The sequence below is a fragment of the Phocoenobacter atlanticus subsp. cyclopteri genome, from assembly GCF_018343795.1.
GTDB classification, from domain to species: Bacteria; Pseudomonadota; Gammaproteobacteria; order Enterobacterales; family Pasteurellaceae; genus Phocoenobacter; species Phocoenobacter atlanticus.
In genome coordinates, this window is sequence record NZ_CP074346.1 from 256916 (window position 1) to 281353 (window position 24438).

General features: G+C 33.4%; 22 protein-coding genes, 1 other RNA gene and 1 pseudogene. 16 read left to right on the plus strand and 8 right to left on the minus strand.

Translation table 11 applies throughout. The features are described from left to right. Positions 1–17 precede the first annotated feature (17 nt). Positions 18–1319 (minus strand): bifunctional tetrahydrofolate synthase/dihydrofolate synthase, encoded by a 1302-nt coding sequence (gene folC, locus KGI96_RS01215; protein WP_211599107.1) that lies wholly within the window; start codon positions 1317–1319, stop codon positions 18–20. Continuing rightward, positions 1319–2227 carry an acetyl-CoA carboxylase, carboxyltransferase subunit beta gene (gene accD / locus KGI96_RS01220; RefSeq protein WP_211599108.1) on the minus strand — a complete coding sequence of 303 codons (909 nt, stop codon included), beginning with the start codon at positions 2225–2227 and terminating at the stop codon, positions 1319–1321. Before accD ends, folC begins: the two co-directional genes overlap by 1 nt. Positions 2228–2519: 292 nt before the next feature. Between accD and KGI96_RS01225 the strand changes: the two genes are divergently transcribed. Then, positions 2520–3074 carry a YqiA/YcfP family alpha/beta fold hydrolase gene (locus KGI96_RS01225; protein WP_211599109.1) on the plus strand — a complete coding sequence of 185 codons (555 nt, stop codon included), beginning with the start codon at positions 2520–2522 and terminating at the stop codon, positions 3072–3074. A gap of 55 nt (positions 3075–3129) precedes the next feature. Here KGI96_RS01225 and KGI96_RS01230 read toward each other — a convergent pair whose 3' ends face one another. Next, complete coding sequence (locus tag KGI96_RS01230) at positions 3130–5634, minus strand: TonB-dependent receptor (protein ID WP_211599110.1); 2505 nt, start codon at positions 5632–5634, stop codon at positions 3130–3132. A 211-nt stretch (positions 5635–5845) separates the two neighbouring features. Between KGI96_RS01230 and lysS the strand changes: the two genes are divergently transcribed. From lysS to KGI96_RS01250, 4 genes and pseudogenes are all read left to right on the plus strand, one after another. Beyond that, positions 5846–7351 carry a lysine--tRNA ligase gene (gene lysS, locus KGI96_RS01235; RefSeq protein WP_211599111.1) on the plus strand — a complete coding sequence of 502 codons (1506 nt, stop codon included), beginning with the start codon at positions 5846–5848 and terminating at the stop codon, positions 7349–7351. Positions 7352–7617: 266 nt separating this feature from the next. Further along, positions 7618–8858: pseudogene (locus KGI96_RS01240) on the plus strand (Na+/H+ antiporter NhaC family protein). A gap of 129 nt (positions 8859–8987) precedes the next feature. Beyond that, positions 8988–9083, plus strand: an RNA gene (gene ffs, locus KGI96_RS01245) — signal recognition particle sRNA small type. 34 nt (positions 9084–9117) lie between these two features. Then, positions 9118–9804 (plus strand): pseudouridine synthase, encoded by a 687-nt coding sequence (locus tag KGI96_RS01250; protein WP_211599113.1) that lies wholly within the window; start codon positions 9118–9120, stop codon positions 9802–9804. Here KGI96_RS01250 and KGI96_RS01255 read toward each other — a convergent pair. From KGI96_RS01255 to glpE, 3 genes are all read right to left on the minus strand, one after another. Continuing rightward, on the minus strand, positions 9799–10509 hold the full coding sequence (locus tag KGI96_RS01255; protein WP_211599114.1) for a YwiC-like family protein: 711 nt from the start codon (positions 10507–10509) through the stop codon (positions 9799–9801). The genes KGI96_RS01250 and KGI96_RS01255 overlap by 6 nt on opposite strands. A gap of 54 nt (positions 10510–10563) precedes the next feature. Then, entirely contained in the window at positions 10564–11529 is a 966-nt protein-coding gene (gene pfkA, locus KGI96_RS01260) for a 6-phosphofructokinase (protein WP_211599115.1), read from the minus strand. 113 nt (positions 11530–11642) lie between these two features. Then, positions 11643–11966: a thiosulfate sulfurtransferase GlpE gene (gene glpE / locus KGI96_RS01265; RefSeq protein ID WP_211599116.1), complete on the minus strand. Its 324-nt coding sequence runs from the start codon at positions 11964–11966 to the stop codon at positions 11643–11645. 162 nt (positions 11967–12128) lie between these two features. Between glpE and exbB the strand changes: the two genes are divergently transcribed. From exbB to KGI96_RS01320, 11 genes are all read left to right on the plus strand, one after another. Next, positions 12129–12575: a TonB-system energizer ExbB gene (gene exbB / locus KGI96_RS01270; protein WP_211599117.1), complete on the plus strand. Its 447-nt coding sequence runs from the start codon at positions 12129–12131 to the stop codon at positions 12573–12575. A 49-nt stretch (positions 12576–12624) separates the two neighbouring features. Continuing rightward, entirely contained in the window at positions 12625–13008 is a 384-nt protein-coding gene (gene exbD / locus KGI96_RS01275) for a TonB system transport protein ExbD (RefSeq protein ID WP_211599118.1), read from the plus strand. After that, entirely contained in the window at positions 13008–13832 is an 825-nt protein-coding gene (locus KGI96_RS01280; RefSeq protein ID WP_229577194.1) for a TonB family protein, read from the plus strand. The genes exbD and KGI96_RS01280 overlap by 1 nt, the downstream gene beginning before the upstream one ends. 69 nt (positions 13833–13901) lie before the next feature. Beyond that, positions 13902–14231 (plus strand): YbaB/EbfC family nucleoid-associated protein, encoded by a 330-nt coding sequence (locus KGI96_RS01285; RefSeq protein WP_211599119.1) that lies wholly within the window; start codon positions 13902–13904, stop codon positions 14229–14231. Between the two features lie 98 nt (positions 14232–14329). Continuing rightward, positions 14330–14935 (plus strand): recombination mediator RecR, encoded by a 606-nt coding sequence (recR, locus tag KGI96_RS01290; RefSeq protein ID WP_211599120.1) that lies wholly within the window; start codon positions 14330–14332, stop codon positions 14933–14935. A gap of 17 nt (positions 14936–14952) precedes the next feature. Next, positions 14953–16818: a signal peptide peptidase SppA gene (gene sppA, locus KGI96_RS01295; protein WP_211599121.1), complete on the plus strand. Its 1866-nt coding sequence runs from the start codon at positions 14953–14955 to the stop codon at positions 16816–16818. A gap of 12 nt (positions 16819–16830) precedes the next feature. Then, positions 16831–18108 carry an aminopeptidase PepB gene (gene pepB / locus KGI96_RS01300; protein ID WP_211599122.1) on the plus strand — a complete coding sequence of 426 codons (1278 nt, stop codon included), beginning with the start codon at positions 16831–16833 and terminating at the stop codon, positions 18106–18108. Between the two features lie 10 nt (positions 18109–18118). Further along, entirely contained in the window at positions 18119–19027 is a 909-nt protein-coding gene (locus KGI96_RS01305) for a LysO family transporter (protein WP_211599123.1), read from the plus strand. A gap of 284 nt (positions 19028–19311) precedes the next feature. Beyond that, positions 19312–20520: an FtsH protease activity modulator HflK gene (gene hflK / locus KGI96_RS01310; protein ID WP_211599124.1), complete on the plus strand. Its 1209-nt coding sequence runs from the start codon at positions 19312–19314 to the stop codon at positions 20518–20520. Further along, positions 20520–21407, plus strand: a complete 888-nt coding sequence (gene hflC / locus KGI96_RS01315; protein WP_211599125.1) for a protease modulator HflC — start codon at positions 20520–20522, stop codon at positions 21405–21407. Before hflK ends, hflC begins: the two co-directional genes overlap by 1 nt. 113 nt (positions 21408–21520) lie before the next feature. After that, a complete protein-coding gene (locus KGI96_RS01320; protein ID WP_211599126.1) occupies positions 21521–22819 on the plus strand; it encodes an adenylosuccinate synthase in 1299 nt (432 codons plus the stop codon). A gap of 63 nt (positions 22820–22882) precedes the next feature. Here KGI96_RS01320 and KGI96_RS01325 read toward each other — a convergent pair whose 3' ends face one another. Both KGI96_RS01325 and KGI96_RS01330 read right to left on the minus strand, forming a co-directional pair. Continuing rightward, positions 22883–23206, minus strand: a complete 324-nt coding sequence (locus KGI96_RS01325) for a zinc ribbon domain-containing protein YjdM (RefSeq protein WP_211599127.1) — start codon at positions 23204–23206, stop codon at positions 22883–22885. Positions 23207–23268: 62 nt separating this feature from the next. Then, entirely contained in the window at positions 23269–24111 is an 843-nt protein-coding gene (locus tag KGI96_RS01330; protein WP_370685832.1) for a DNA ligase, read from the minus strand. Positions 24112–24438: the final 327 nt, after the last annotated feature.

A 24438-nucleotide genomic window follows, 5' to 3' on the forward strand; every position in this document is an offset into this window, starting at 1 on the left:
ATGTGTTGTATCCTTTTTTAATGTTTAATTGATAATAAAAAATCGCTCACTGTATGAAACGAACCAAAAACAAGAATGACATCTTTTTCAGTTGCAATATCAAATACTTTGTTTGTCGCTTGTTCCATATTTTCATAATGATAAGCGGTTACATTTGGTATGAAATTTACCATTTTTTCTAAAATTATTTGACCTCTTTGTCCTCTAAAACAATCTAAAGTTACACAATGCCACTCATTAATAATATCTTGTAGTGGTGTAATAATTCCATTTAAATCTTTATCTTCCAAGACACTAAATAGCGCATAAATTTTTTGATGAGGTTGTTTTAATTGAATTAATCGCTCAGCTAAATAACGAGTAGCGTGAGGATTATGTCCTACATCAACAATAACTTGTGCAAGCGGTACTTTTTTTGATAAATTTACAAAATCTTGTTGTGTTAAAAATTGAAATCGTCCTGTTAATTGAGTTTCTATAACCGCTTCTTCAATAATGGTTTCACTGATCTTAAAAGGTAAATGAGTTAAAACGGCGAGTGCTGTTGCAACATTTGGATAGGGAATTTTTGGTAAAGCAAGATTTTCAAAACAAACTTTATCAGATTGCCAAATAAAACGGTCAGATTTTATTGAAAATTTGTAATTTTTATCACAAATAAATGCTTGGCACTCTAGTAATTTAATTTGCTCAATAATACTTTGAGGACAATCTTTCTCTCCTATTACAACAGGAATATTTGGTCTAAAAATACCTGCTTTTTCTCGTCCTATATCTTCTCTGTTATCTCCTAAAAATGCAATATGATCAATATCAATAGAGGTAATCACTGCAAAATCAGGATCAACAATATTAGTCGCATCAAGACGACCACCTAATCCTACTTCTAAAATCACTACATCTAAATTTGCTTGCTTAAACAGATCTAATGCTGAAAGAGTGCTGTATTCAAAATAACTTAATGATACTTTCTTATGTTCTGTAATTTTTACAAAAGAACGAATATGTGCGTCATCATCTAACAATTCACCATTAATCCGTACTCTTTCGTTATAACGTATTAAATGTGGTGAAGAATAAACACCTACTTTTTTCCCTGCTTTAAGTAATGCAGTTTCTAAAAATTTACAGGTTGAACCTTTGCCATTGGTTCCAGCAACAGTAATGATATAAGGAGCGGGTCTAAGTAAATCTAACGTACAAGCGACAGATTTTACTCGCTTCAAACCTAAATCAATGGCTTTACAATGACTTGTTTCTAAATAGGAAAGCCACGTTTCTAAAGAATTCGTGGCTTGAGGAGAACTCATTATTGTCATTAGGCTGTTTCTTCTGTAACCTGCTCAGTCAAAAGCAATACTTCTTCTTGAAAAGGCGAAGGTTGATTTGTCATTTTAGCGACTAATCCTGCTAAGGTATCTCGCATTTTGCTACGATGTACAATCATATCTAATGCACCGTGGTCTAATAAAAATTCCGCTCGCTGGAAGCCTTCTGGTAAGGTTTCACGCACGGTTTGTTCGATAACACGAGCACCAGCAAACCCGATTAATGCTTTTGGTTCTGCAATATGAATATCACCAAGCATTGCAAAACTTGCAGATACACCACCAAAGGTCGGATCTGTCATTACAGAAATAAAAGGCACGCCTTTTTCTTTTAATTTTGCTAATACTGCACTGGTTTTTGCCATTTGCATAAGTGAGAATAATGCCTCTTGCATTCTTGCACCACCAGAAGCTGCAAAACAAATGAAAGGAATATTTTCTTCTAGTGCTTTTTCAGCCGCTAATACAAATTTTTGCCCAACGGTTGTACCCATTGAACCACCCATAAATTCAAAATCAAATGCAGCGGCGACGACCGGCATTTTATAAAGAGCGCCTTTCATTGCAATAAGAGCATCTTTCTCTCCTGTTTGCTTTTGGGCGGCATTTAAGCGGTCTTTATATTTTTTTAAATCTTTAAATTTTAAAATATCCTGTGGTTCTAATTCTGCACCTAACTCTTCCGTACTATTTTCATCAAATAGATTTAATAAACGCAAACGAGCAGGCACTCGCATATGATGATCACACTTAGGACACACTTGCATATTACGTTTTAAATCTTCAACATATAAAATTTGCTGACAACTTGTACATTTTGTCCATACTCCCTCAGGAATACTTGCTTTACTACTTTGAGATGATGATTTTGTACCTAAAATTCTTTCAATCCAGCTCATTTTTTAACCTTTATATTTCTCTGAGAAAACGATGTAATATTAAACCATAAAATGACTATTTTGGGTATGTTAAATTATAAATCTTTTATTTTCTATTCAGGAAAAGATTACGCTTTAATTGAAGATAACCTTGATTTATGGTCAGACACTTTTTTATAAAGGAGAAATAAATAGATATTACATCCAAATTAAAATTTTCTCAAAAACAACAAAAAAGTGATGAAAAGAATTGATCATCTAAATTAAAAGTATAAGCTTTAAAACTAATATTATATTTATTGGCAATCTGATTATGTTTCTCTATATTCACGGTTTTTTATCTTCATCAAAATCAACAAAAGCTCAGCAGTTAAAAAAATGGTTACAACAGCAGGGCAGAGAAGAAGAATGGTTTTGTCCTGATTTATTACCTAACCCTCAACTCGCAATGCAACAACTTCGAGAATTGATTTTTCACACTGAGAAACCAATTAAATTAGTAGGAAGTTCGTTAGGTGGATTTTATGCTACTATTTTAAGCGAAGAGTTTGATTTAAAGGCTATTCTTATTAATCCAGCCGTAAAAGTAGGTAAAGTATTGGAAAGTAGAATTGGTTCACATAAGGCGTGGCATTCTAATAGCAATATTATTTTTACACAGCGAGATGTTGATATTTTAAATAATATGGATGTGCGTGAAATCACTAAACCAAATAATTTTTTGTTAATGATTGAAAAAGGCGATGAAATCTTAAATTATCAATTAGCATTGACACTTTATAAAGATTGTAACCAACTTATTTTTAATGATGGTAACCATGGTTTTAGTCGTTTTGAGAAAGTATTGGATTTAATTGATCAATTTTGATGAACTTGTTATATGAAATAATGGCAGAAAATAATTTCTGCCATTGTTCCTCGCATTAAAAAATGTAACGTAATCCTAAACGGAAAGAGCGTCCTGCAATAGGAGTTAAATATTTTAATGTTGAATTATTTGGATGAGCTTTTTTATTAGTTAAATTACGAATATCTAAAAATAATTCAATTTTATTTTTGGGATTAAGATCAATATCATATTCAGCATAAGCATCCACTAAATTATAGCCTGGTAAATTTATCCCTTTTTCCATATTAGTATTTGTTGGATATTTTTGCACTCTATAATGTGTTAATGTTGAGCCTAACTTCCAATTATTTTTATTGTAACTTAGTCCTATACCATAACGAGAGGTTGGCATATTGGACATATAATTTCCATCGTGTCTAGTTTGAAAACTATTTTTCATTTTAGGTTTATTTTTCACTAAGTCTGCAAATAAACGAACATCTAGATTACCATAATCTGCTAACTCTATCTGCTGATTTAATTCTAGTTCCCAGCCATTGATAATAGTATCAGATTGTCGCCACTCTTTTACCTCAAGTGCTTGACGACTAATTCCTGTATTACCTAGATAAATATAATTACTGTAATTTGTTTTAAAATAATTAACAGTAAATGTTGTATCTTGCCAGTGAATTTTACTACCAAATTCTAATGTTCTTGCAGTCTCTTCTTTTAACAATGGATTACCTCGTTCATCAGTTAAAGTTGCAAAATGTAAATTACTGGCAAATAGCTCATTTACTTCTGGTGCTCGTTGTGAATAGCTATAACGTCCATTTAATGTTAAAAATTGTACAGGTTGCCAGCTTGTATCAATAAAATAATGATGAAGATTAAATTTTCTTAAATTTTTGCCGTATTTTCCTGTAGAACCATCGCTACCTTGAGAGGTGGTATATCCATCACCAAAAAAAGCTTGATGTTTAACTATTTCATTTCGGTAACCAAATGTTGTTAGCCATTCTTTCCAAGTCAGATTTTGCATTGCAAAGAGACCGTATTTTTTAGATTTTGTGTCAGGTATAAATCTATCTTTTCCTTCACTATCAATTTTTCTTGAACTTAAATCAATGCCGATTGTACCAGAGGTAAAATGATTAAATTGATGATTGATTTCTGTTCTTAATTGAGTTTGTTTTGCATTTAAACTATCCGCAAACGTTTTACCTAAATATTCTTCATTTTTTGAATCAATATAAGTTAATTTGGTTTTTATATTTTCTAAATATTGAGATTCTGGTATATAGGCTCCTTCTAAGGAATAAACGGTTTGGTGACTTTTAATATTGACTGGTTTAAGATTGATCTTTTTATTATCTGTGTTGGTCGTTAATGAGGCATAGCCAGGTACACCATAGTCATTTTTATAATAACTAACACCGAACCCAATATATCCATTATCCACGATATAGCTTAATCCTGTAGAAATATTTTGATTGTGCATATGACTATTTGAAATTTTTCCATTTTCAATATCAACAATATCTTTAATACCTAAAAAGTCTCTTATTTGCTCTTTTTCTCCTGCTACATAATCAGGATTTTCGACAATTTTTTCAGGATCAATGTACTGTTCCCATCCTTTACCATCAGATTTTTTACGCCATTTTTTACTCCAATTAGGTGCATATTGAAAATACAAATCTTTGATTTGATCATCACCTAAACCTAAATTTTCAAGATATGTTTTCTCAGAACCATTTTTAATAGCTTTTAGATATTGAGCATTAATATATTGACGTGATTTTTTATTAAAATGTGTTTCACTAAATATTGGCTCTACTTGGCAAGCTCTAGCTAATTCAGAATTAATCCCCATACCATTTTTACCTAGACGCCAAATGTTAGGAATATTATAACAAGCATCAGCTTTAGGATTACCTTTTGTTTTATAAGAATCAATATAGCTATTCATTCCATCAATATGCCATACAAAATTATTGATATTACCATTTAAACTAAATGATTGATCGCTAGTTACATTTTCACCACCACTAACTTCAATAACTCCTTTAAATGATTCCTCTGTTAATTGATTAGGAATTTGAGCAGTAGTTACGTTTACAGCCCCACCAATAGCGTTTCCACCATATAACACAGAAGCAGAGGATTTATGTACTTCAATTTCTGATGCTAAAGACGGATTAACTGCTGTTGGTAGATTCCCACTAATTGCAGCTAGTCCTGAAATCGCTAGACGATTGTTATTAATTTGCACACGAGAATTAGTCAAACTTCTAATTTGTGGAATACCATTATTTGGTCCAAAACTATTATTCTGAACACCACTGATTTTTTCAGTAGTTTGACCTAAAGAGACAGCTTTTTGGCTTTGAAGACTTGTATTTAAAGAATCACTTTCTCTATTAATAAATGAACGTGAACCTCCAAGCAAGCTTTCACTGGAATGATCTAATTTATCACTTATCACAACAATCTCATTAAGTGTAATTGGTGAGTTATTTTGTGTGAATCCATAAGGTGGATATACTAAATAGATCGATAAAGAAATTAATGTAAGAGAAAAATTTTTTTTCATATAATTTGTCCGAGTTTAAAACCATAAAAAAATTAGGGGCGTGAATTCTATCAAAATAATATTAAAAATCCCATATTTTTTTTGTGGTAATTTAAAAATTGCAAATTTTTTACAAAATCTGACCGCTTATTTTTATTTTGAAATATCAATTTTATGGAAAATACAGTATAATCCTCCACAATTTTATGTATTGTAATTTGAAGGAAACAAAATGTCTGAACAACAAAATCAAGAATTAGACTTAAACGGTGAGATGTTAGCTCGTCGTGAGAAATTAAACCATATTCGTGAGCAAGGAAATCCATTTCCAAATACGTTTCGTCGTGAAAATTTAGCCAAAGATTTACAAGGTACTTATGCTGAAATTGAGGGCGAAGTATTAAAAGAACTGCACGTTGAAGTCAAAGTAGCTGGACGTATTATGTTACGTCGAGTGATGGGTAAAGCCTCTTTTATGACTATTCAAGATGTCAGTGGACAAATCCAGCTTTATATTGCTCGTGATAATTTGCCAGAAGGTGAGTATAACGACAAAGTAAAATTATGGGATCTTGGCGATATTGTTGGGGTTAAAGGTGAATTATTTAAAACCAAAACTGGCGAATTAACAGTTCGTTGTCGTGAAGTTCAACTTTTAACCAAAGCATTACGTCCTCTTCCTGGTAAATTCCACGGTTTAAGTGATCAAGAAACACGTTATCGTCAGCGTTATTTAGACTTGATTTCAAACGAAGATTCTCGTAATATTTTCTTAATTCGTTCAAAAGTAATTAGTGAAATCCGTCAATATTTCTTAGAAAAAGACTTTATTGAAGTGGAAACGCCGATGTTACAAGTGATTCCCGGAGGGGCAGCCGCACGTCCATTTATCACGCACCATAATGCGTTAGATGTGGATATGTATTTACGTATTGCGCCTGAATTATACTTAAAACGCCTTGTGGTGGGCGGTTTTGAGCGTGTGTTTGAACTTAATAGAAACTTCCGTAATGAAGGGGTTTCAGTTCGCCACAATCCAGAATTTACAATGATTGAATACTATCAAGCGTATGCAGATTACATTGATTTAATGGATAATACCGAAGAATTATTACGCCGTTTAGCTATCAATATTTTAGGTACAACAACCGTACCTTATGGCGAATATACCTTTGATTTTGGTAAGCCATTTGAGCGTATTTCAATGCACGATGCAATTGTAAAATATGGCAATGGTATTGAGCGTTCAGATTTAGATAATTTTGAGAAAACCTGTGAAATCGCAAAAGGTTTAGGTATTGAAATTCAAAAATCTTGGGGTTTAGGTTCAGTCGTTAATGCCATTTTTGAAGAAGTGGCGGAGCATAAATTGATTCAACCAACTTTCTTAACTTCACACCCTGCGGAAATTTCGCCATTAGCACGTCGTAATGATGAAAATCCAGAAGTAACGGATCGTTTTGAGTTGTTTATTGGTGGACGTGAAATCGGTAATGGTTTCTCAGAATTAAATGATGCAGAAGATCAAGCACAACGTTTCAAAGATCAAGTAGCAGCAAAAGAAGCGGGCGATGATGAGGCGATGTTCTATGATGATGACTTCGTAGTGGCATTAGAACACGGTTTACCACCAACAGCGGGTGAAGGTTTAGGGATTGACCGTTTAGCAATGATTTTTGCAAATGCACCGTCAATTCGTGATGTGATTTTATTCCCAGCAATGCGTCAAAAAGTGTGATTCGTAACAGATTGTAAAATAATTAAAAAAAATCCCTTTTCTGTTGTTGCAGAAAAGGGATTTTTAGTTTATAAAAAAGTACTTAGGTAAATTATAACAAAAATAAGGAATTATTTATGGCACAACAAGAAAATCTTGAAGAGCAAAATTTTTTGCATCAACCTTCTTTTTTAGAGGCAAGTATTGTATCGGTAATAACAGTTGCGTTGCTTTCTTTTTTAATTATTGGAACAGGTTGGGCACCACATATTGGCATTGCTTTTGTTATGCTTTGTTTATTGATTTATGGGCGAGTAAAAGGAATTTCTTATAACAAAATGCAACAAGCAATGGCAGATTCGTTAATGTCTAGTGTGGGAGCATTATATCTATTCTTTTTTATTGGTATTTTGGTTACTGCATTATTAATGAGCGGAGCAATTCCCAGCTTAATTTATTACGGTACATTATTGATGAGTGCCAATTATTTTTATGTGTCAGTTTTTTTAATTACTGGAATTATTGGGATTTCATTAGGAAGCAGTTTGACTACTGTGGCAACTTTAGGTGTCGCTTTTATGGGGATTGGAGAGGCATTTGATGCCAATGCAATGATTACAGCAGGGGCAATAGTTTCAGGTGCATTTTTAGGCGATAAAATGTCACCACTTTCTGATACAACCACCATTTCAGCTGCAACTGTAGATATTGACCTTTTTGATCATATCAAAAATATGTTACGTACCACAATTCCCGCATTGATACTTTGTTGTGTAATTTACATTGGTTTATCCTCCTTTAACCATAGTGAAGTAGGTAATATTGCTCGTATTGAAATATTTAGACAAGCATTAAAGGAAACCAATTTAGTCCATTTAGTTTCTTTATTACCTTTTGTATTACTTATTTGTTTAGCTGTAATGCGAGTATCTGCAATAATGGCAATGATTTACACATCATTATTGGGAGTAGTGATTGCACAATTTTTAGGCTATAACGATTTCTCTCAGTATGGTACATACTTTTTTGCTGGTTTTGTTCCAAATCCTGAATGGGCACCTGATTTAGTACGAATGTTTAGTCGTGGTGGTTTACAAAGTATGTTCTTTACTTTAACTATTGTACTGTTAGCTGTGAGTATGGGGGGTTATTATTTGCATTAGGTGTTATTCCTCGTCTATTAAAAGAAATAGCAGACTGGTTAAATAACCGTTTGAGAGCAACTATTGCCGTTGCAATGACTAGCGTAGGGGTAAATGTCTTAATTGGAGAACAATATTTAAGTATTCTGCTTTCAGGCGAAACCTTTAAACCTATTTACGATCGTTTAGGTTTAGAGCGTAAACATTTATCTCGTACTCTCGAAGATGCGGGAACGGTGGTCAATCCACTTGTACCTTGGAGTGTATGTGGGGTGTTTATTGCTCAGCAATTAAATGTAAGTGTGATTGATTACTTACCTTACGCATTTTTTTGCTATTTAAGTGTCTTGATTACATTAGTTATTCCAAGTAAGCGGTCACATTAAAGATAAAATCTGTAAATTTGAAGTAAAGATTGATTTGATCGTTTTTCTTACTTGTGTATTAGATGGAATTTCTTTATAATTCGCATCTATTGTGTTACATCGTGTTGTAATACAAATCAATGAGGGCGTTTTTGGTACCTCGCAATGGTGTTTAGTTTACTTGGTCAGATTCGGAAGAAAGCAGCCAGAATTAAGTTACTGTGTGCCGAGGAGTTGCTGGAAATGCCCTCACCCTTTTTTCCTCATTTTGAGTATATCAATGACTTCCATTAAACCAAAATTTAAACCTAATTCAATAAAAACGAAAACAAATCTTAAGGCGACTACAACTAAAATAAAGGCTCGTAGACCTTTACCCTCTCTTGAAGAAACAACAATAGTATTATTTAATAAACCTTATGATGTATTAACACAATTTAGTGATGATTCTGGTCGTAAAACCTTAAAAGATTTTATTGATATTGCGAATATTTATCCTGTTGGTCGCTTAGATCGTGATAGTGAGGGATTGCTATTATTAACCAATAATGGTCAAATTCAACACCGTTTAGCTAATCCTAAATTTGAGAAGGCGAAAACGTATTGGGTACAAGTGGAAGGTGAACCTTCGCAAGAAGATTTGGAGAAATTACAACAAGGTGTAGTATTAAAAGATGGATTAACTAAAGCTGCAAAAGTGAAGTGTATTGAACCTCCTGAGTTTAATTGGAAAAGTGCACCTAAAATACGTGAACGTAAAAATATTCCAACGAGTTGGATCGAATTAACAATTACAGAAGGAAGAAATCGCCAAGTAAGAAGAATGACCGCTCATATTGGTTTTCCTACGTTACGTTTAATTCGTGTTGGTTTGGGTGTGTTTAAGTTAAATGGCTTAGGTAGTGGTGAATATCGCATTTTAAATGATGATGAAAAACGCCAATTATTCAAACAATTAAAGCTATGAAGCGATTAAGCAGAGTGTAAATATTGTAATAATTAGTAATTCCCACATTCCTATTTGTTTAATATTAAGATTTTTTCTTGGCAATATGATGGCTCGAATTAATCCACATAAATAAGCAAAAGCAATAAAATAGTAACTAAATAACGCATAACTGATCATCAATAAAATATGTGAGTTTATACTCAGTTTTCTATAGAGCGGATTTTTTCGTTCTCGGGCAACACTTTTAACATAAAATGTAGTAACAGTAAAAAAAAGTGTTGGATGAATTAATATATCGATATTATATTGCTGAGTGGTTAAATAATAGCCTGCCATCCCTACAATACCAAAAATTAAATAGCCTGCAATATCATTAATTAGATTGCGTTCATCTTTTTGTTTTGTATAGTAAATTTGGACTAGTACAAGCGGGATCATTGGAATAAAAAATTGCAAAATTTTAGGTTGATAAAAAATGACAGGAAGAGCAAAAATAACACTGATAATTGCATAAATTATTGCCCATTTTTTGTTTCTAGTCGTAGGTTTTCTATTAAATAGGGCAAGAAATGGATAAGAAAAAAGATATAAAAATAACCAAGAAAGAGTAAAAAAAATATAAATAAAATGAAAATGAGTGAGACTTATACCGTATAAAAGAGGTATAAATGCCATCACTAATGCACCATATTGATTTGAAATAACAGGTTTATTTTTTATCATTTTTATTTGTTATATAAAAATAAAGGCTGACAAATGCCAGCCTCAAATAACTAATTAGAATAGTTTTCTTGCGACTTCAAAGAGTTTTTCATCAAATGGACGTTTCATTGTAGTAATTGCTTCAATGATGTCGTGATGAACAAGCTCTTCTTTTTGCATCCCAATACAGCGTCCTGCGTGTCCTTCTAGTAATAATTCAACAGCATAAACGCCCATTCGAGAGGCTAAAATACGGTCAAATGCACAAGGTGAACCGCCTCGTTGAATATGTCCTAAAATAGTTGCACGAGTTTCATTACCTAATCGTGCTTCAATTTCTTTTGCCAATTCGTGAACATTACATTTGTGTTCTGTAATGGCGACAATTGCGTGACGTTTTCCTTCATTTAGATCTGTTTCAATATTTTTGATTAGATCTTCTCTGTCAAATTCTTTTTCTGCGGTAACGATATAATCGCAACCTCCTGCGATTGCTGCATTAATGGTTAAATCACCACAATAACGTCCCATAATTTCTACTAGTGAAATACGGCGATGTGAGGTTGAGGTGTCACGAAGATAGTCAATTGCGGTTAACACGGTTTCTAATGCGGTTTGATATCCGATACAGTAGTCTGTACCTGGAATATCATTATCAATAGTACCGGGTAAACCAATGCAAGGGTAACCAAATTCTTCAGTAATAAGTTTAGCCCCCATATAAGAGCCGTCTCCACCGATAACAATTAACGCATCAATATTGTGTTTTTCTAAAGTTTTGACTGCTTGTTTACGAACTTCTGGATCTTTAAATTCTGGAAAACGGGCAGAACCTAAAAATGTTCCGCCTCGATTTAATTTATCTGCAACTGAATGGTGCTCTAGTTTGATCACTTGATCATGATACAAACCATAATAACCATCTGTAATACCATAAACTTCTAAGCCTTCACTTAGCCCTGCACGTACAATCCCACGAATTGCGGCATTCATACCTGGTGCATCACCACCACTGGTTAAAATTGCAATTTTTTTAATCATAAAATATCCTTAAAAATAGAGTTAAATTTATTAAAATCCGAAATACTGTAAAGATTACCTTATTCGTATCCTTGATTCTAGAAAAAATATGTAAAATTAGTCAAAATTTTGATCTAACAACGAGTTTCAGTTGGAAGTGCTGCTTTTTGCCACGCTTCAAAGCCACCAGTAATGCTATAGACATTATCAAAGCCTTGTTCAACTAAAAATTGTGCCGTATTACGACTACTGATTCCGTGGTAACAAAGCACCATAATATGTTGGTCATAATCATAATTGTCTAAAAACTGACCATAACTTTGATTGGTTAAATGAAAGGCTGTTTTTGGATGACTTTGTTCATAACGAATCCTATCTCGAGTATCAACAATAATTGCGGTGTTATTTTCAATTTTTTCCCAAGCCTGTTCAGGACTAATTTCAGTAAAGGTATTCATAGAGAGTCGGTTAGTTTAAGTTTAGTTTATTTTAACGTAAAAGCGAGATAACAGAAAGATAAAAATTTTAGTATTGTTATATTGAAATTTGAGGTAGATTGATTATAATTGATAACAGTTATCAAAATTATTTGATGACTTTTTTATTTTTTGAGGAATGTTATGGAATCTTTATTTCAATTTTTGCATTATAACAGTGACTATATTATTTTTGGTCTCTTAATTTTGATGAGTATTTTGTTAGTTTGGAAAGTGATTGAGCGAGTTTTATTTTATAAGAATGTGAATGTAAAGGATTATTCAACTATTGAAGAATTGGAGATTGATTTAACTCATAATCTTACTACCATCTCGACTATTGGTTCTAATGCACCTTATATTGGTTTGTTAGGTACAGTAATCGGTATTTTATTAACTTTCTATAATCTTGGACACGCAGGTGGTGATTTAGATGCAGGTTCAATTATGGTGAGTTTGTCTTTAGCCTTAAAGGCAACTGCTTTAGGGATTTTAGTCGCTATTCCTGCGATGATGTTTTATAACGGATTTAATCGTAAAGTGGATGCAAATAAGTTGATGTGGTTAGCTCAGCAGAAAAAATCATCATAAGAAACAAGCGGTTACTTTATAACGAAAATTTACAAATTTTAGGAAAAGAATGAAAAAGTTTGATGAAATAAATATTATTCCATTTATTGATATTATGTTGGTGTTACTGGCGATTGTGTTAGTAACTGCTTCATTTATTTCTCAAGGGAAGATACAGGTCAATGTACCTCAAGCAAGTACGACAACCACTTTTCAAGCAGATGACCTTGCTAAATTATTGACCATTAATGATAAAAATGAATTTTATTTTAATGATAAAATCATTACTAAAGAGGAATTAGAGAGAGAAATTTCAATATGGGATAAGACCCAAAAAGTGACATTAAAAGTCGATTCTGCCGTTACTTTTGATAAATTTGTTGAATTAACGGATTTGTTATCAAAAAATGAAATTAAAAATGTAGCTATTGTGACGAGAAAAGAGCAAAAATAATGAAAAATAACTCTCGTATTGGCTTAATTTCATCACTACTTATTCACTCAGGTGTTTTTGCCGCTATTTTTGTTGCAATAGAGAACGCGGCACCTGTTAATTATGTAGAAGAGCAGATGACTAGTATCTCTATGGAAATGATGACAGCTCGCTTAGAGCAACAGCAAGTGGCGGTAAGAACTGAAGTGACACCACCTCCTGAGCCTGAGAAAGTTATTGAAGACGTTATTGAGCCAAAGAAAGTTGTAGTACCCGTACCTGATAAAAAAGTTAAACCTCTAGAAAAGAAAGAGAAGAAAAAAGAGAAAAAGAAAGAAGAACCAAAGGAAAAACCGACAAAAAAACCAAAAAAGAAACCAAAAAAACAGCATAAAAATAAAAAACATCAATCAATTAAAGCAAAAGAAGTGGGTAAGGTTGCAAGAAAAGGGGTTGTTGAGAAAGCAAAATTTAATCAAGGCAAACAAGATCAAGCGGGTAAGAATGATGGAGCGAAAAATGGTCACTCCGTACAATCAGGTAAGGTTTCATCAGGGATTGTGAATGCTTATAAAGCACGTTTACAAAGAGCTTTACAACGTCAGGCAATGCGAAGTTATCCTACTCGTGAAAAACGGATGTACAAACAGGGGACTGTTATTATTGGATTTACGGTAAATTCATCTGGAAATGTAGTTGATGTTAAAGTTATTAAATCATCAGGAAATCGTAATTTTGATAATGCAGCAGTAAAAGCAGCAAAAAGGACGAAAATGAATTCTGCTCCACCAGGAGGGGTATTGCATATTACCTCGGTACCAATTCGATTTTCATTACAGAAATAGCTTGCCTTAATTAACGGTGTTCAGTAAAATGATACCGTTTTTTATTATAAATTTAAGAGGAAAAAATCAATGATTGGAAAAGGCGGTTTAGGTGGCTTAATGAAACAAGCACAACAGATGCAAGCCAAAATGCAAAAAATGCAGGAAGAGATTGCTAAATTGGAAGTAACAGGTGAGTCTGGTGCTGGTTTAGTTAAGATCACTATAAATGGTGCACATAGCTGTCGTCGTATTGAAATAGATCCATCTTTAATGGAAGATGACAAAGAAATGTTAGAAGATTTAATTGCAGCAGCTTTTAATGATGCAGTACGCAGAGCAGAAGAGTTACAAAAAGAGAAAATGGCAAGTGTCACTGCGGGGATGCAGTTACCACCAGGGATGAAAATGCCATTTTAATCACTCCTTATGTTACTTATTCTATTTCTATAAAATAATAATTAATAAAAGGCGGATAAATTTTATTCGTCTTTTCTCTATCTAAGTGATAACAATTTATGCAAATTAGTCCTTTACTTGAAAATTTAATTGAAGCGTTAAGAGTATTACCTGGCGTCGGTCCTAAATCAGCACAGCGAATGGCTTACCAACTTTTACAACGTAATCGTTCTGGGGGGGGGAATTTAGCGAAGGCATTAGAAGAAGCAATGACATATATCGGTCATTGTGAATCTTGTCGGACTTTTACAGAACAAAAAATCTGTAATATTTGTAAAAATCCACGCAGACAATCTAATGGACAATTATGTATTGTTGAAACACCAGCAGATATTCAAGCAGTGGAGCAAACGGGACAATTTTCAGGACGTTATTTTGTTCTAATGGGACATTTATCTCCTTTGGATGGTATTGGTCCTCGTGAAATAGGATTAGAGATATTACAGCAGCGTCTAGAAACAGAATCTTTTTATGAGATTATTTTAGCAACCAACCCCACTATTGAAGGTGATGCAACGGCAAATTATATTGCGCAAATGTGTCAACCTTATAATATCAAGGTAACACGTATTGCACACGGTATTCCTGTTGGAGGTGAGCTTGAAATGGTTGATGGCACGACACTTTCGCATTCCTTTGTAGGAAGACGAGATCTTAATATCTGATAGTTAAGGAGTAACTTATGGTAACGTTTTTCAAAAAAATATATCAAATTTTTCGTTTTTTAAGAGAAATGGTAATAAATTTATTTTTTGTATTATTTATTATTATTTGTCTTTCAGTTTTTTCACTGATACAAAGTGATAAACCTCAGAGCCAGCAAGTGGCTAGTTTTCAATCTGGTGCATTAGTATTAAATCTAAATGGATATTTAGCAGATAACCACGATGAATTGGGAGATTTTTATCATTTATTGGAATCTGAATTAGGAAGTAAAGAGCAACCAATCAAAATATCTGTTTTTGATGTGACACGAGTGATTAAACGTGCAGCTTATGATAAAAAAGTAACAGGTATCGTATTAGATTTGCAACAATTTTCGGGGGGCGACTTTCCTTCTATTGAATACGTAGGGGAAATTTTAAAAGAATTTAAAAAGGTAAGTAATAAGCCAGTGATTGCAATAGGAGAATATTACACTCAAAAGCAATATTATTTAGCAAGTTTTGCCGATAAAGTTTATCTCAATAAAGCAGGTGTGGTTGATTTACACGGATTAAGCTATTCTAATTTATATTTTAAATCATTATTGGATTATATCGACGTACAGCCTCATATTTTTAGAGTAGGAACTTATAAGTCGGCGGTTGAACCCTTTATGCGTGATGATATGTCACCCGAAGCGAAACAAAATGCAACACTATGGTTAGATGGGTTGTGGAGTAATATTCAACAAAAAATAGCAGATAACAGACAAATTCAAAAAGAAAATGTGTTACCTAAATTTAAAAACTATCTTGAACAATTTAAGAAAGCGAAAGGTAATTCAGCAGATTTTTCCCTTAATCAAAAGTTAGTCACTGAGTTAGTTACAAAACCTCAAATATTGTCTATTTTAAAAGAGATGTTTGGAGAGGATGAGGATAGGGGGTATCAGCATATTGACTATTTTGATTATGCAACTTTATTATCTAGTCGCTTTTATGTTGAAGGGAATAAAATTGCAGTAATCAATGTAGAAGGTGAAATTGTTTGGGGTGAGAGCGATAATAAAACATCAGGTAGTGATACTATTATCGAACAATTACAGATAGCAAAAAATTCAGAGAGCGTGCAAGGTGTGATTTTACGAGTGAATAGTCCTGGTGGAAGTGCGTTAGCTTCTGAGCTTATTCGTCAAGAAATTGATGCCATTCAAAAATCAGGCAAGCCAGTAGTGACGTCGATGGGTGGAATGGCAGCATCTGGTGGTTATTGGATTTCTGCCACAACAGATAAAATTATTGCAAGCCCTAATACGCTCACAGGTTCGATTGGTATCTTTGGATTAGCGATGAGTGTTGAAAAAACAGCTAAAAATATAGGAATAAATGAAGATGGTATTGCAACATCATTACTTGCTAATCAAAGTCCATTTAAAACCTTAAGTAAAGAGCAAGGTGAACTTATCCAATTGAGTATTGAAAATGGTTATGATCATTTCCTTGATTTAGTGAGTCGAGGTCGTAAAATGACCAAAGAACAAGTAGATAAAATTGCACAAGGGCAAGTATGGTTAGGAGAGCAAGCCGCTAAAAATGGTTTAGTAGATAAACTAGGGGATTTTGAAACAGCTTATGATGAACTGATGGTGCTTATTAATGAAAAAAGAGCAGAGCAGGGAAAACAAAAATTGGAAAATCTTCGAGCAGTTTGGATTTTACCACAAGAAAAAGGCTTATTTAGTAGTTTTACCAGAAATTTTAAAATGAATGTACAATTAAAATTAACACAATGGTTGGATATTCCTTTTATAGAACAAATAAAACAAAAAACACCTTTTATGCCCAAATTAAATGATCCAAAACAGAGTTATTTATATTGTTTAAATTGTGGAACAGTCAAATAAAAAGGACACATAATGAAAATTTATTTATCAACACAACCTGCTCCAGAGCAATGGGGTAACAATGCCTTAATTTCATTTAATGATGAAGGTATTATTATTCATTTAAGAGACAACGCATTAAATAGTATTCAACAAGCAGCAAGAAAGATTAAAAATCAAGGTATTACAACCGTTTCTTTAATTGGTAATGCGTGGATGTTGGAAGAATGCTGGGCATTTCAACAAGGTTTTGTCAGTGTAAAAAATTGTGGAAAAATTAATTTCCCCAAATTAACAAAACAAGAGCAATCTGAACTAGACGCTCGTATTCGATGCACACAGTTTACTAAAGAATTGATTAATGCTCCTTCTGATGTAGTAACACCTGAAGTATTGGTTCATAAAGCGGTTACATTTATCGAAGAATTTGCAAAAAATTCAATTTCTGTGAAAGTAATTAGTGGCGAAGCGTTAAAAGAGCAAAATTATCAGGGCATTTGGGCTGTGGGTAAAGGTGCCGTTAATTCACCCGCAATGCTGCAGTTAGATTACAACCCAACTAATGATGAAAAAGCACCTGTCTTGGCTTGTTTAGTCGGCAAAGGGATTACTTTTGATACTGGTGGCTATAGCTTAAAGCCAAGTAACTCGATGGAAACAATGCGTACTGATATGGGAGGTGCTGCGTTATTAACGGGTGCATTAGGATTAGCTATTGCTCGAGGTTTAAAACAACGTGTAAAACTCTATTTATGCTGTGCTGAAAACTCAATCAGTGGTCAAGCAATGAAACTGGGTGATATTATCCATTATAGCAATGGGGTATCTGTTGAAGTATTAAATACAGATGCTGAAGGGCGTTTAGTTTTGGCGGATGGTCTAATTGAAGCGGATAAACAAAACCCTAACTATATTATTGATTGTGCGACTTTAACGGGTGCAGCAAAAATGGCGGTTGGCAATGATTATCATAGTATCCTTTCTATTGATGATCAATTAATTGAGCAATTGCTTACTTCAGCTAAAGCAGAAAATGAAAAATTTTGGCGATTACCTTTTGAAGAATTTCATCGTAATCAAACCGCTTCTTCTTTTGCTGATATTGCAAACGTGGGCTCTTTGCCTGCTGGTGTTGGTGCTGGTGCAAGTACGGCAACGGCATTTTTGTCTTATTTTGTAAAAAACTATGCACAAAATTGGCTACATATTGATTGTTCAGCGACTTTCCGTAAATCACCAAATGAATTATGGGCAACTGGAGCAACAGGAATTGGTGTCAAAACATTAGCCAATTTATTGTTAAAATTATAAGGAATGATAAATGTTATCTGGTTTATTAATTGTGTTTGTGCCACTTTTTGTGGGCTATTTGATTCTAATTAATCAAAAAGAGTGGTTAAATCGAATAAACCGTCTTTCAACCTCTTGCCTTTATCTTATTCTTTTTTTAATGGGAGCCTCGTTAGGGCAACTCAATGATCTTGGAACGGTGTTGCCTACTATTGGTTATACCGCATTTCTGATGGCGATAATCATTCAGTTGTGTAATATAATTTGTTTACTGCTATTCGATTTACTTATTCCTTTTCGTTTAGAAACACAAAGTAATGAAGTAATGCTATCTCGTTCAAAATTATTATTAGAATCTACATTGTTATGTTTAGCTGTATTTATCGGTGGTTTAGTCGGTTTTTTAATTAAAGATATAGTTAGACTTTCATCTCATTTAAGTGTTTATCCTCTTGTGATAATGATTTTTTGTGTAGGTGTTCAATTAAGAAATAGTGGTATTCCGTTACGAGATGTTTTTCTTAATAAAAGGGGTATTCAACTTTCTATCGTAATGTTAGTTAGTACAATGATAAGCGGTATGATCATTAGTGTTTTTTGCAATTTTTCATTAGTGCAAGGATTAACTTTTGCATCAGGCTTAGGTTGGTATTCTCTTTCAAGTGTATTGATTGGTGATGCTTGGGGAACCGTAGCGGGTTCAACTGCTTTTTTTAACGATCTTTCTCGTGAACTTATTTGTTTATTGACTATCCCATTTTTTATGCAACGTTTTCCTTCAACTGCAGTGGGATTAGGTGGTGCAACTTCACTTGATGTCAGTTTACCCATTATTCAAAAAACAGGTGGAATGCAAGTGGTACCAATTGCTATCAGTTTTGGATTTATTATTAATATATTAGTACTTATATTACTGCCTTTATTTATTGGATTAGCTTAAACAAAGCGGTAAGATAATAGCAACTTTTTGCAAAAATGAAATAGTAGTAGTTAGAATATGAATAACCCTCTCATTTGAGTTGAGACTATTTTTTTAGTATAAATATATTTTCTTGAAAATGGGTATTTAGTGATGTGTTTAGTGCGTTTGTTTAATGCTTTTTTAGTCATCTAAGGTTAGTGTTTCTAATATTCATTTTTTATATGTTTTACCCTCTAGCCAAAACAAAATTAAATAGGTACAATCAATCGTTTGTAGCAAGTAATATTTCAACGGAGAAACTTATGTCGTGGAATGAATCAGGTAATCAAGATCCTTGGGGAAAACCAGGTGACAAAAAGCCTGAAAATCAACAAGAACCTCAAAAACCCAAAAATGATCAGCAACCGCCCGATCTGGAAGAGGTGTTTAATAATTTATTAAAAAAACTAGGGAACTTTAAAGGTGAAGGGAATAATAACCAAAATAATCCAGTGCCTCAGTTAACAAAATTACTTCCTTTTGTGTTAGGTTTAGGTATTTTAGTTTGGGCAGGATCTGGATTTTACACAATTAAAGAAGCTGAACGTGGCGTTGTTACTCGTTTTGGTAAAGTAAATGATATTGTTATGCCTGGTCTTAACTGGAAGCCAACGTTCATTGATAAAGTTATTCCAATTAATATTGAACGAGTGTCTGAATTAAATACTCGTGGTTCAATGTTAACACAAGATGAAAATATGGTTTCAGTTGAAATGACAGTGCAATACCGTATTGATGATCCTGCTAAATATTTATTTAGTGTAGTCAATCCTGATGATAGTTTAAAGCAAGCAACAGATAGTGCATTACGTTATGTTATTGGTCATATGACAATGGATGATATTTTAACCACTGGACGTGCAGTTGTACGTGAAAAAACGTGGAAAGAATTACGTGAAATTATCAAAACTTACGATATGGGATTATTAGTAACGGATGTAAACTTCCAATATGCTCGTCCTCCAGAAGAAGTGAAAGATGCTTTTGATGACGCAATTAAAGCACAGGAAGATGAACAACGTTTAATTCGTGAAGCTGAAGCCTATGCTCGAGGTCAAGAGCCAATTGCACGTGGTAATGCTCAACGTATTTTAGAACAAGCAAGTGGTTATAAAGAAAAAGTTGTCTTGAATGCAAAAGGGGAAACCTCTCGTTTTACTCAGCTTTTATCTGAATATAAATTGGCACCACAAATAATGAAAGAGCGTTTATACCTTGAAACAATGGAAAAGGTAATGAAAAATACGCCTAAACTAATGATGGATGATGTGAAATCAAATAATTTGATGGTATTACCAATAGATAAATTGATGAACAAACCATCATTACCAGAAATGACAGAATCTCAAACTCAACAAGCGGTCACATTATTACCAGAAAATACAAAAATGGTAGAATCTAAAGTGGCAACAGTACCTTATAGTGCTGATGAAGTCAGAGAAGTGTCTAGTCGTAAAGGGAGATTTGAATAATGCGTAAATTATTATTACCAATCATTGCTATTATTGTCTTTACTCTTTTCCAATCTCTTATTGTGGTTCAAGAAGGACAACGCGGCATAATGTTACGCTTTAATAAAGTACACCGTGATGCAGACAATAAAGTCGTCGTTTATACACCAGGTTTACATTTTAAAGTCCCTTTCTTTGATCACTTAAAAGTGCTTGATGCTCGAATTTTAACTTTAGATGGTGCAGAAGATCGTTTTGTTACTGTTGAGAAAAAAGACTTGTTAGTTGATTCTTATGTTAAGTGGCGAATTAGTGATTTTGGACAATTTTATATGGCTACTGGTGGCGATTATCATAAAGCAGCGAGCTTATTAAAACGTAAAGTAAATGACCGCTTACGTTCTGAAATTGGTTCTCGTACCATTAAAGATATTGTTTCTGGCTCTCGAGGAGAATTAATGGTTGATGCTCAAAAAGCATTAAATATCGGTAGTGATAGTGCTGAAAAACTAGGAATTGCTGTAATTGATGTACGAGTAAAACAAATTAATCTACCAAATGAAGTTTCTTCTTCTATTTATCAGCGTATGCGTGCAGAACGTAATGCGGTAGCAAAAGAACATCGTTCACAAGGGCAAGAAAAAGCAGAGTTTATTCGTGCGAATGTAGATAAAAAAGTAACCTTAATTTTAGCCAATGCGAATAAGAAAGCGGCAGAATTAAAAGGGGAAGGGGATGCAAAAGCTGCAAAAATTTATGCGAATGCTTTTGGACAAGATCCAGCATTTTATAGTTTTGTTCGCAGTCTAAAAGCGTATGAAAATAGTTTTGGAGAAGGGAAAAATAATATGATGCTAATTAAACCAAATAGCGAATTTTTCCGTTTTATGCAACTACCTACAGAGTAAAAGTATTTAAAACCCAATGAAAATAGCATTGGGTTTTTTATTGTCATTTTTTATGTAATTAAAAATTTATGGTAAATAAAACCAATAGAATAAATTAAACGGAGGCGTTTATTATGGGAAAAAGTGTAGCAGTCCTTGGTGCTCAATGGGGCGATGAAGGAAAAGGCAAAATAGTTGATTTATTGACAGATCGTGCAAAATACGTTGTTCGCTATCAAGGTGGACACAATGCAGGGCATACCCTAATTATTGATGGAGAGAAAACCGTTCTTCATTTAATACCATCAGGTATTTTACGTGATAATGTGACCTGTATTATTGCTAATGGTGTCGTGCTTTCACCAGAAGCATTGATGACTGAAATGAAAGAATTAGAAGCTCGTGGCGTTGATGTGCGTGGACGTTTAAAAATCTCAGAGGCTTGCCCATTGATTTTACCTTATCATATCGCAATGGATAATGCGCGTGAGAATGCGTTAGGTAAAAATAAAATCGGTACGACAGGACGTGGAATTGGTCCTGCTTATGAAGATAAAGTGGCACGTCGTGGTTTACGAGTAAGTGATCTTTTCGATAAAGAACATTTTGCTGAAAAATTAAAAGACATTTTAAATTATTACAACTTCCAGCTTGTCCATTACTACAAAGCTGATCCAGTAGATTATCAAAAAACTTTAGATGATGTATTTGCTGTTGCAGATGTCATCACCGCAATGGTAGAAGATATTACCACGTTATTACACACCGCTCGTGCAAATGGCGATAATATCCTATTTGAAGGAGCACAAGGAACAATGTTAGATATCGATCACGGTACCTATCCATTTGTTACTAGCTCAAACACGACCGCAGGTGGCGTGGCAACAGGTTCTGGTTTTGGTCCTCGTAATCTTGATTATGTATTAGGTATTATTAAAGCCTATTGTACACGTGTTGGAAGTGGTCCATTTACAACTGAATTATTTGATGATGTGGGAGCAACCATTGCCAAACGTGGTAATGAATTTGGTGCTTCAACAGGTCGTGCAAGACGTTGTGGTTGGTTTGATGCGGTGGCAGTGCGTCGTGCAGTACAAATTAACTCAATTTCAGGTTTCTGTATGACAAAAATTGATGTTTTAGATGGCTTAGAAAAGCTTAAAATCTGTGTTGGTTACAAAATGCCAAATGGCAAAGTTGTTGAATACGCACCAATGGCAGCGAAAGACTGGGAAGGTGTTGAGCCAATTTATGAAACAATGCCAGGTTGGGATGAAAATACTTTCGGTGTAACTAATCGTGATGAGTTACCACAAGCAGCGATAGATTATATTAAACGTATTGAAGAAGTGGTTGGTGTACCAATTGCCATTCTTTCAACAGGTCCAGATCGTGTAGAAACGATGATATTTAGTGACCCATTTGATGTTTAATTAAAAATAGACAATAAAAAACCTACGATTTTGATCGTAGGTTTTTTTATTGCTCAACCTAAACTATGCTTTTTTTAAGAATTCTGATTTCAGCATAATTTTGCCACAATCTACATCGTGATCGCCATCCACTAAACGAATTTTTTTATATTTTGTCCCCTTTTTTAATACTTGTGATGAACCTTTTAATTTTAAATCTTTGATTAAAATAACATCATCACCATCAGCGAGTAGATTACCATTACTATCTTTTACAATTAACTGGTCTTCATCATTATTTTCTACTTCTTCACCAGTCCATTCATAAGCACATTCGGGACAAACAAATTGAATTGAATCGTGATAAGTATGTTCACTACTACATTTTGGGCAAATTTGGAATTCCATAAATAATCCTTAAAAACTAATATTAAGTTAAAAATAAAGGTAATATTGTACTGCTTTTAAGCTTATTTGTCTTGTCGAATTCGCCAAAATGTTGCAAAACGAGGTTTACCTTTTGATGTAAATCCACGATATTTGTAGGTAATTACAGAGCCGATAGCAGGTGGATTTACTCGATCTTTATCTGAAAAACCTGATCCAATTTTAAATTTACCGTAGCTATTTGAACAGCTAACAGACCCCATTTTTCCTTGATATTTTCCTTTACCAAGATGATGAGCAGTTACCGTACATTCATCATCATAAACGGCTTTAAATTTTAAAATTTGTGACGAGCGACCATTAATATAAGAAGCCTGAGGATTACGAATAACGACGCCTTCACCTTTTAAACCTTGTACTTCAGTAAAAAACTGATTGAGCTGGCTTTTATTTTTAATGGGAATCTGCTTTATAATTTTAATATAAGGTGTTGGATGTAACTTTAAATAATTTTCTAATTTGCGTAAACGATCAAATAAGTGACCGCTTACATTAGGAACATCAAAGACATAAAGCTTTAATGCCTTCCAATCCTCCGCATTAGATCCTCGAACAATAGATGAAATGTGACTAAATTGGTTACGCTCACTAAATAACTCACCATCAATGGCAAAAGGAGGAAAATCTTTAGTAAAATAATCAGGAGCAGAAAGGAGATAGTTTTGTCGGCTAAGAAGCTGTTTACCATCCCAAAAACCTCGTATGCCATCTAATTTTTCACTTACCACCCATCCTTCAATATGTTGATTTTGGTATTTTTCTAATAACATTAAATCAAGGGGTTGTGCTACTAAATTAGGTATAAAAATAAATAGGAAGAATAATCGCCACATAAAGAATAATCTCATTTGTTGTAAAATAGTCATCACTATAAAAAATGAGTAATAAAAAATCAGATTAGAAATAAATTTTTTCGATTTAAGTCGCAAAATTTAATAAAACAAGCGGTTACTTCTTTTTTAATATTTGCAATTAATCAAAATTAAAAATTATTCATTAATCTTTACTTGCTCAATGGACAAATACGCTTGTTTTTGTTATCTTGTTCTGCAAATTTATCTGTACAATTTAAACATTTTTTTAATATTTTAAAAATTTGTTTAATATCAATCGGATAGCTTATTCAACCTAGATGGATAATAAAAATATATGATTAAAATAGCATTGAATATATGCTTATGTCTGTCTAAAAT

Coding starts and splice junctions, on each gene's coding strand:
- folC (WP_211599107.1), bottom strand. CDS start 1,319: ATGACAATAATGAGTTCTCCTCAAGCCACGAATTCTTTAGAAACGTGG.
- accD (WP_211599108.1), bottom strand. CDS start 2,227: ATGAGCTGGATTGAAAGAATTTTAGGTACAAAATCATCATCTCAAAGT.
- KGI96_RS01225 (WP_211599109.1), top strand. CDS start 2,520: ATGTTTCTCTATATTCACGGTTTTTTATCTTCATCAAAATCAACAAAA.
- KGI96_RS01230 (WP_211599110.1), bottom strand. CDS start 5,634: ATGAAAAAAAATTTTTCTCTTACATTAATTTCTTTATCGATCTATTTA.
- lysS (WP_211599111.1), top strand. CDS start 5,846: ATGTCTGAACAACAAAATCAAGAATTAGACTTAAACGGTGAGATGTTA.
- KGI96_RS01250 (WP_211599113.1), top strand. CDS start 9,118: ATGACTTCCATTAAACCAAAATTTAAACCTAATTCAATAAAAACGAAA.
- KGI96_RS01255 (WP_211599114.1), bottom strand. CDS start 10,509: ATGATAAAAAATAAACCTGTTATTTCAAATCAATATGGTGCATTAGTG.
- pfkA (WP_211599115.1), bottom strand. CDS start 11,529: ATGATTAAAAAAATTGCAATTTTAACCAGTGGTGGTGATGCACCAGGT.
- glpE (WP_211599116.1), bottom strand. CDS start 11,966: ATGAATACCTTTACTGAAATTAGTCCTGAACAGGCTTGGGAAAAAATT.
- exbB (WP_211599117.1), top strand. CDS start 12,129: ATGGAATCTTTATTTCAATTTTTGCATTATAACAGTGACTATATTATT.
- exbD (WP_211599118.1), top strand. CDS start 12,625: ATGAAAAAGTTTGATGAAATAAATATTATTCCATTTATTGATATTATG.
- KGI96_RS01280 (WP_229577194.1), top strand. CDS start 13,008: ATGAAAAATAACTCTCGTATTGGCTTAATTTCATCACTACTTATTCAC.
- KGI96_RS01285 (WP_211599119.1), top strand. CDS start 13,902: ATGATTGGAAAAGGCGGTTTAGGTGGCTTAATGAAACAAGCACAACAG.
- recR (WP_211599120.1), top strand. CDS start 14,330: ATGCAAATTAGTCCTTTACTTGAAAATTTAATTGAAGCGTTAAGAGTA.
- sppA (WP_211599121.1), top strand. CDS start 14,953: ATGGTAACGTTTTTCAAAAAAATATATCAAATTTTTCGTTTTTTAAGA.
- pepB (WP_211599122.1), top strand. CDS start 16,831: ATGAAAATTTATTTATCAACACAACCTGCTCCAGAGCAATGGGGTAAC.
- KGI96_RS01305 (WP_211599123.1), top strand. CDS start 18,119: ATGTTATCTGGTTTATTAATTGTGTTTGTGCCACTTTTTGTGGGCTAT.
- hflK (WP_211599124.1), top strand. CDS start 19,312: ATGTCGTGGAATGAATCAGGTAATCAAGATCCTTGGGGAAAACCAGGT.
- hflC (WP_211599125.1), top strand. CDS start 20,520: ATGCGTAAATTATTATTACCAATCATTGCTATTATTGTCTTTACTCTT.
- KGI96_RS01320 (WP_211599126.1), top strand. CDS start 21,521: ATGGGAAAAAGTGTAGCAGTCCTTGGTGCTCAATGGGGCGATGAAGGA.
- KGI96_RS01325 (WP_211599127.1), bottom strand. CDS start 23,206: ATGGAATTCCAAATTTGCCCAAAATGTAGTAGTGAACATACTTATCAC.
- KGI96_RS01330 (WP_370685832.1), bottom strand. CDS start 24,111: ATGACTATTTTACAACAAATGAGATTATTCTTTATGTGGCGATTATTC.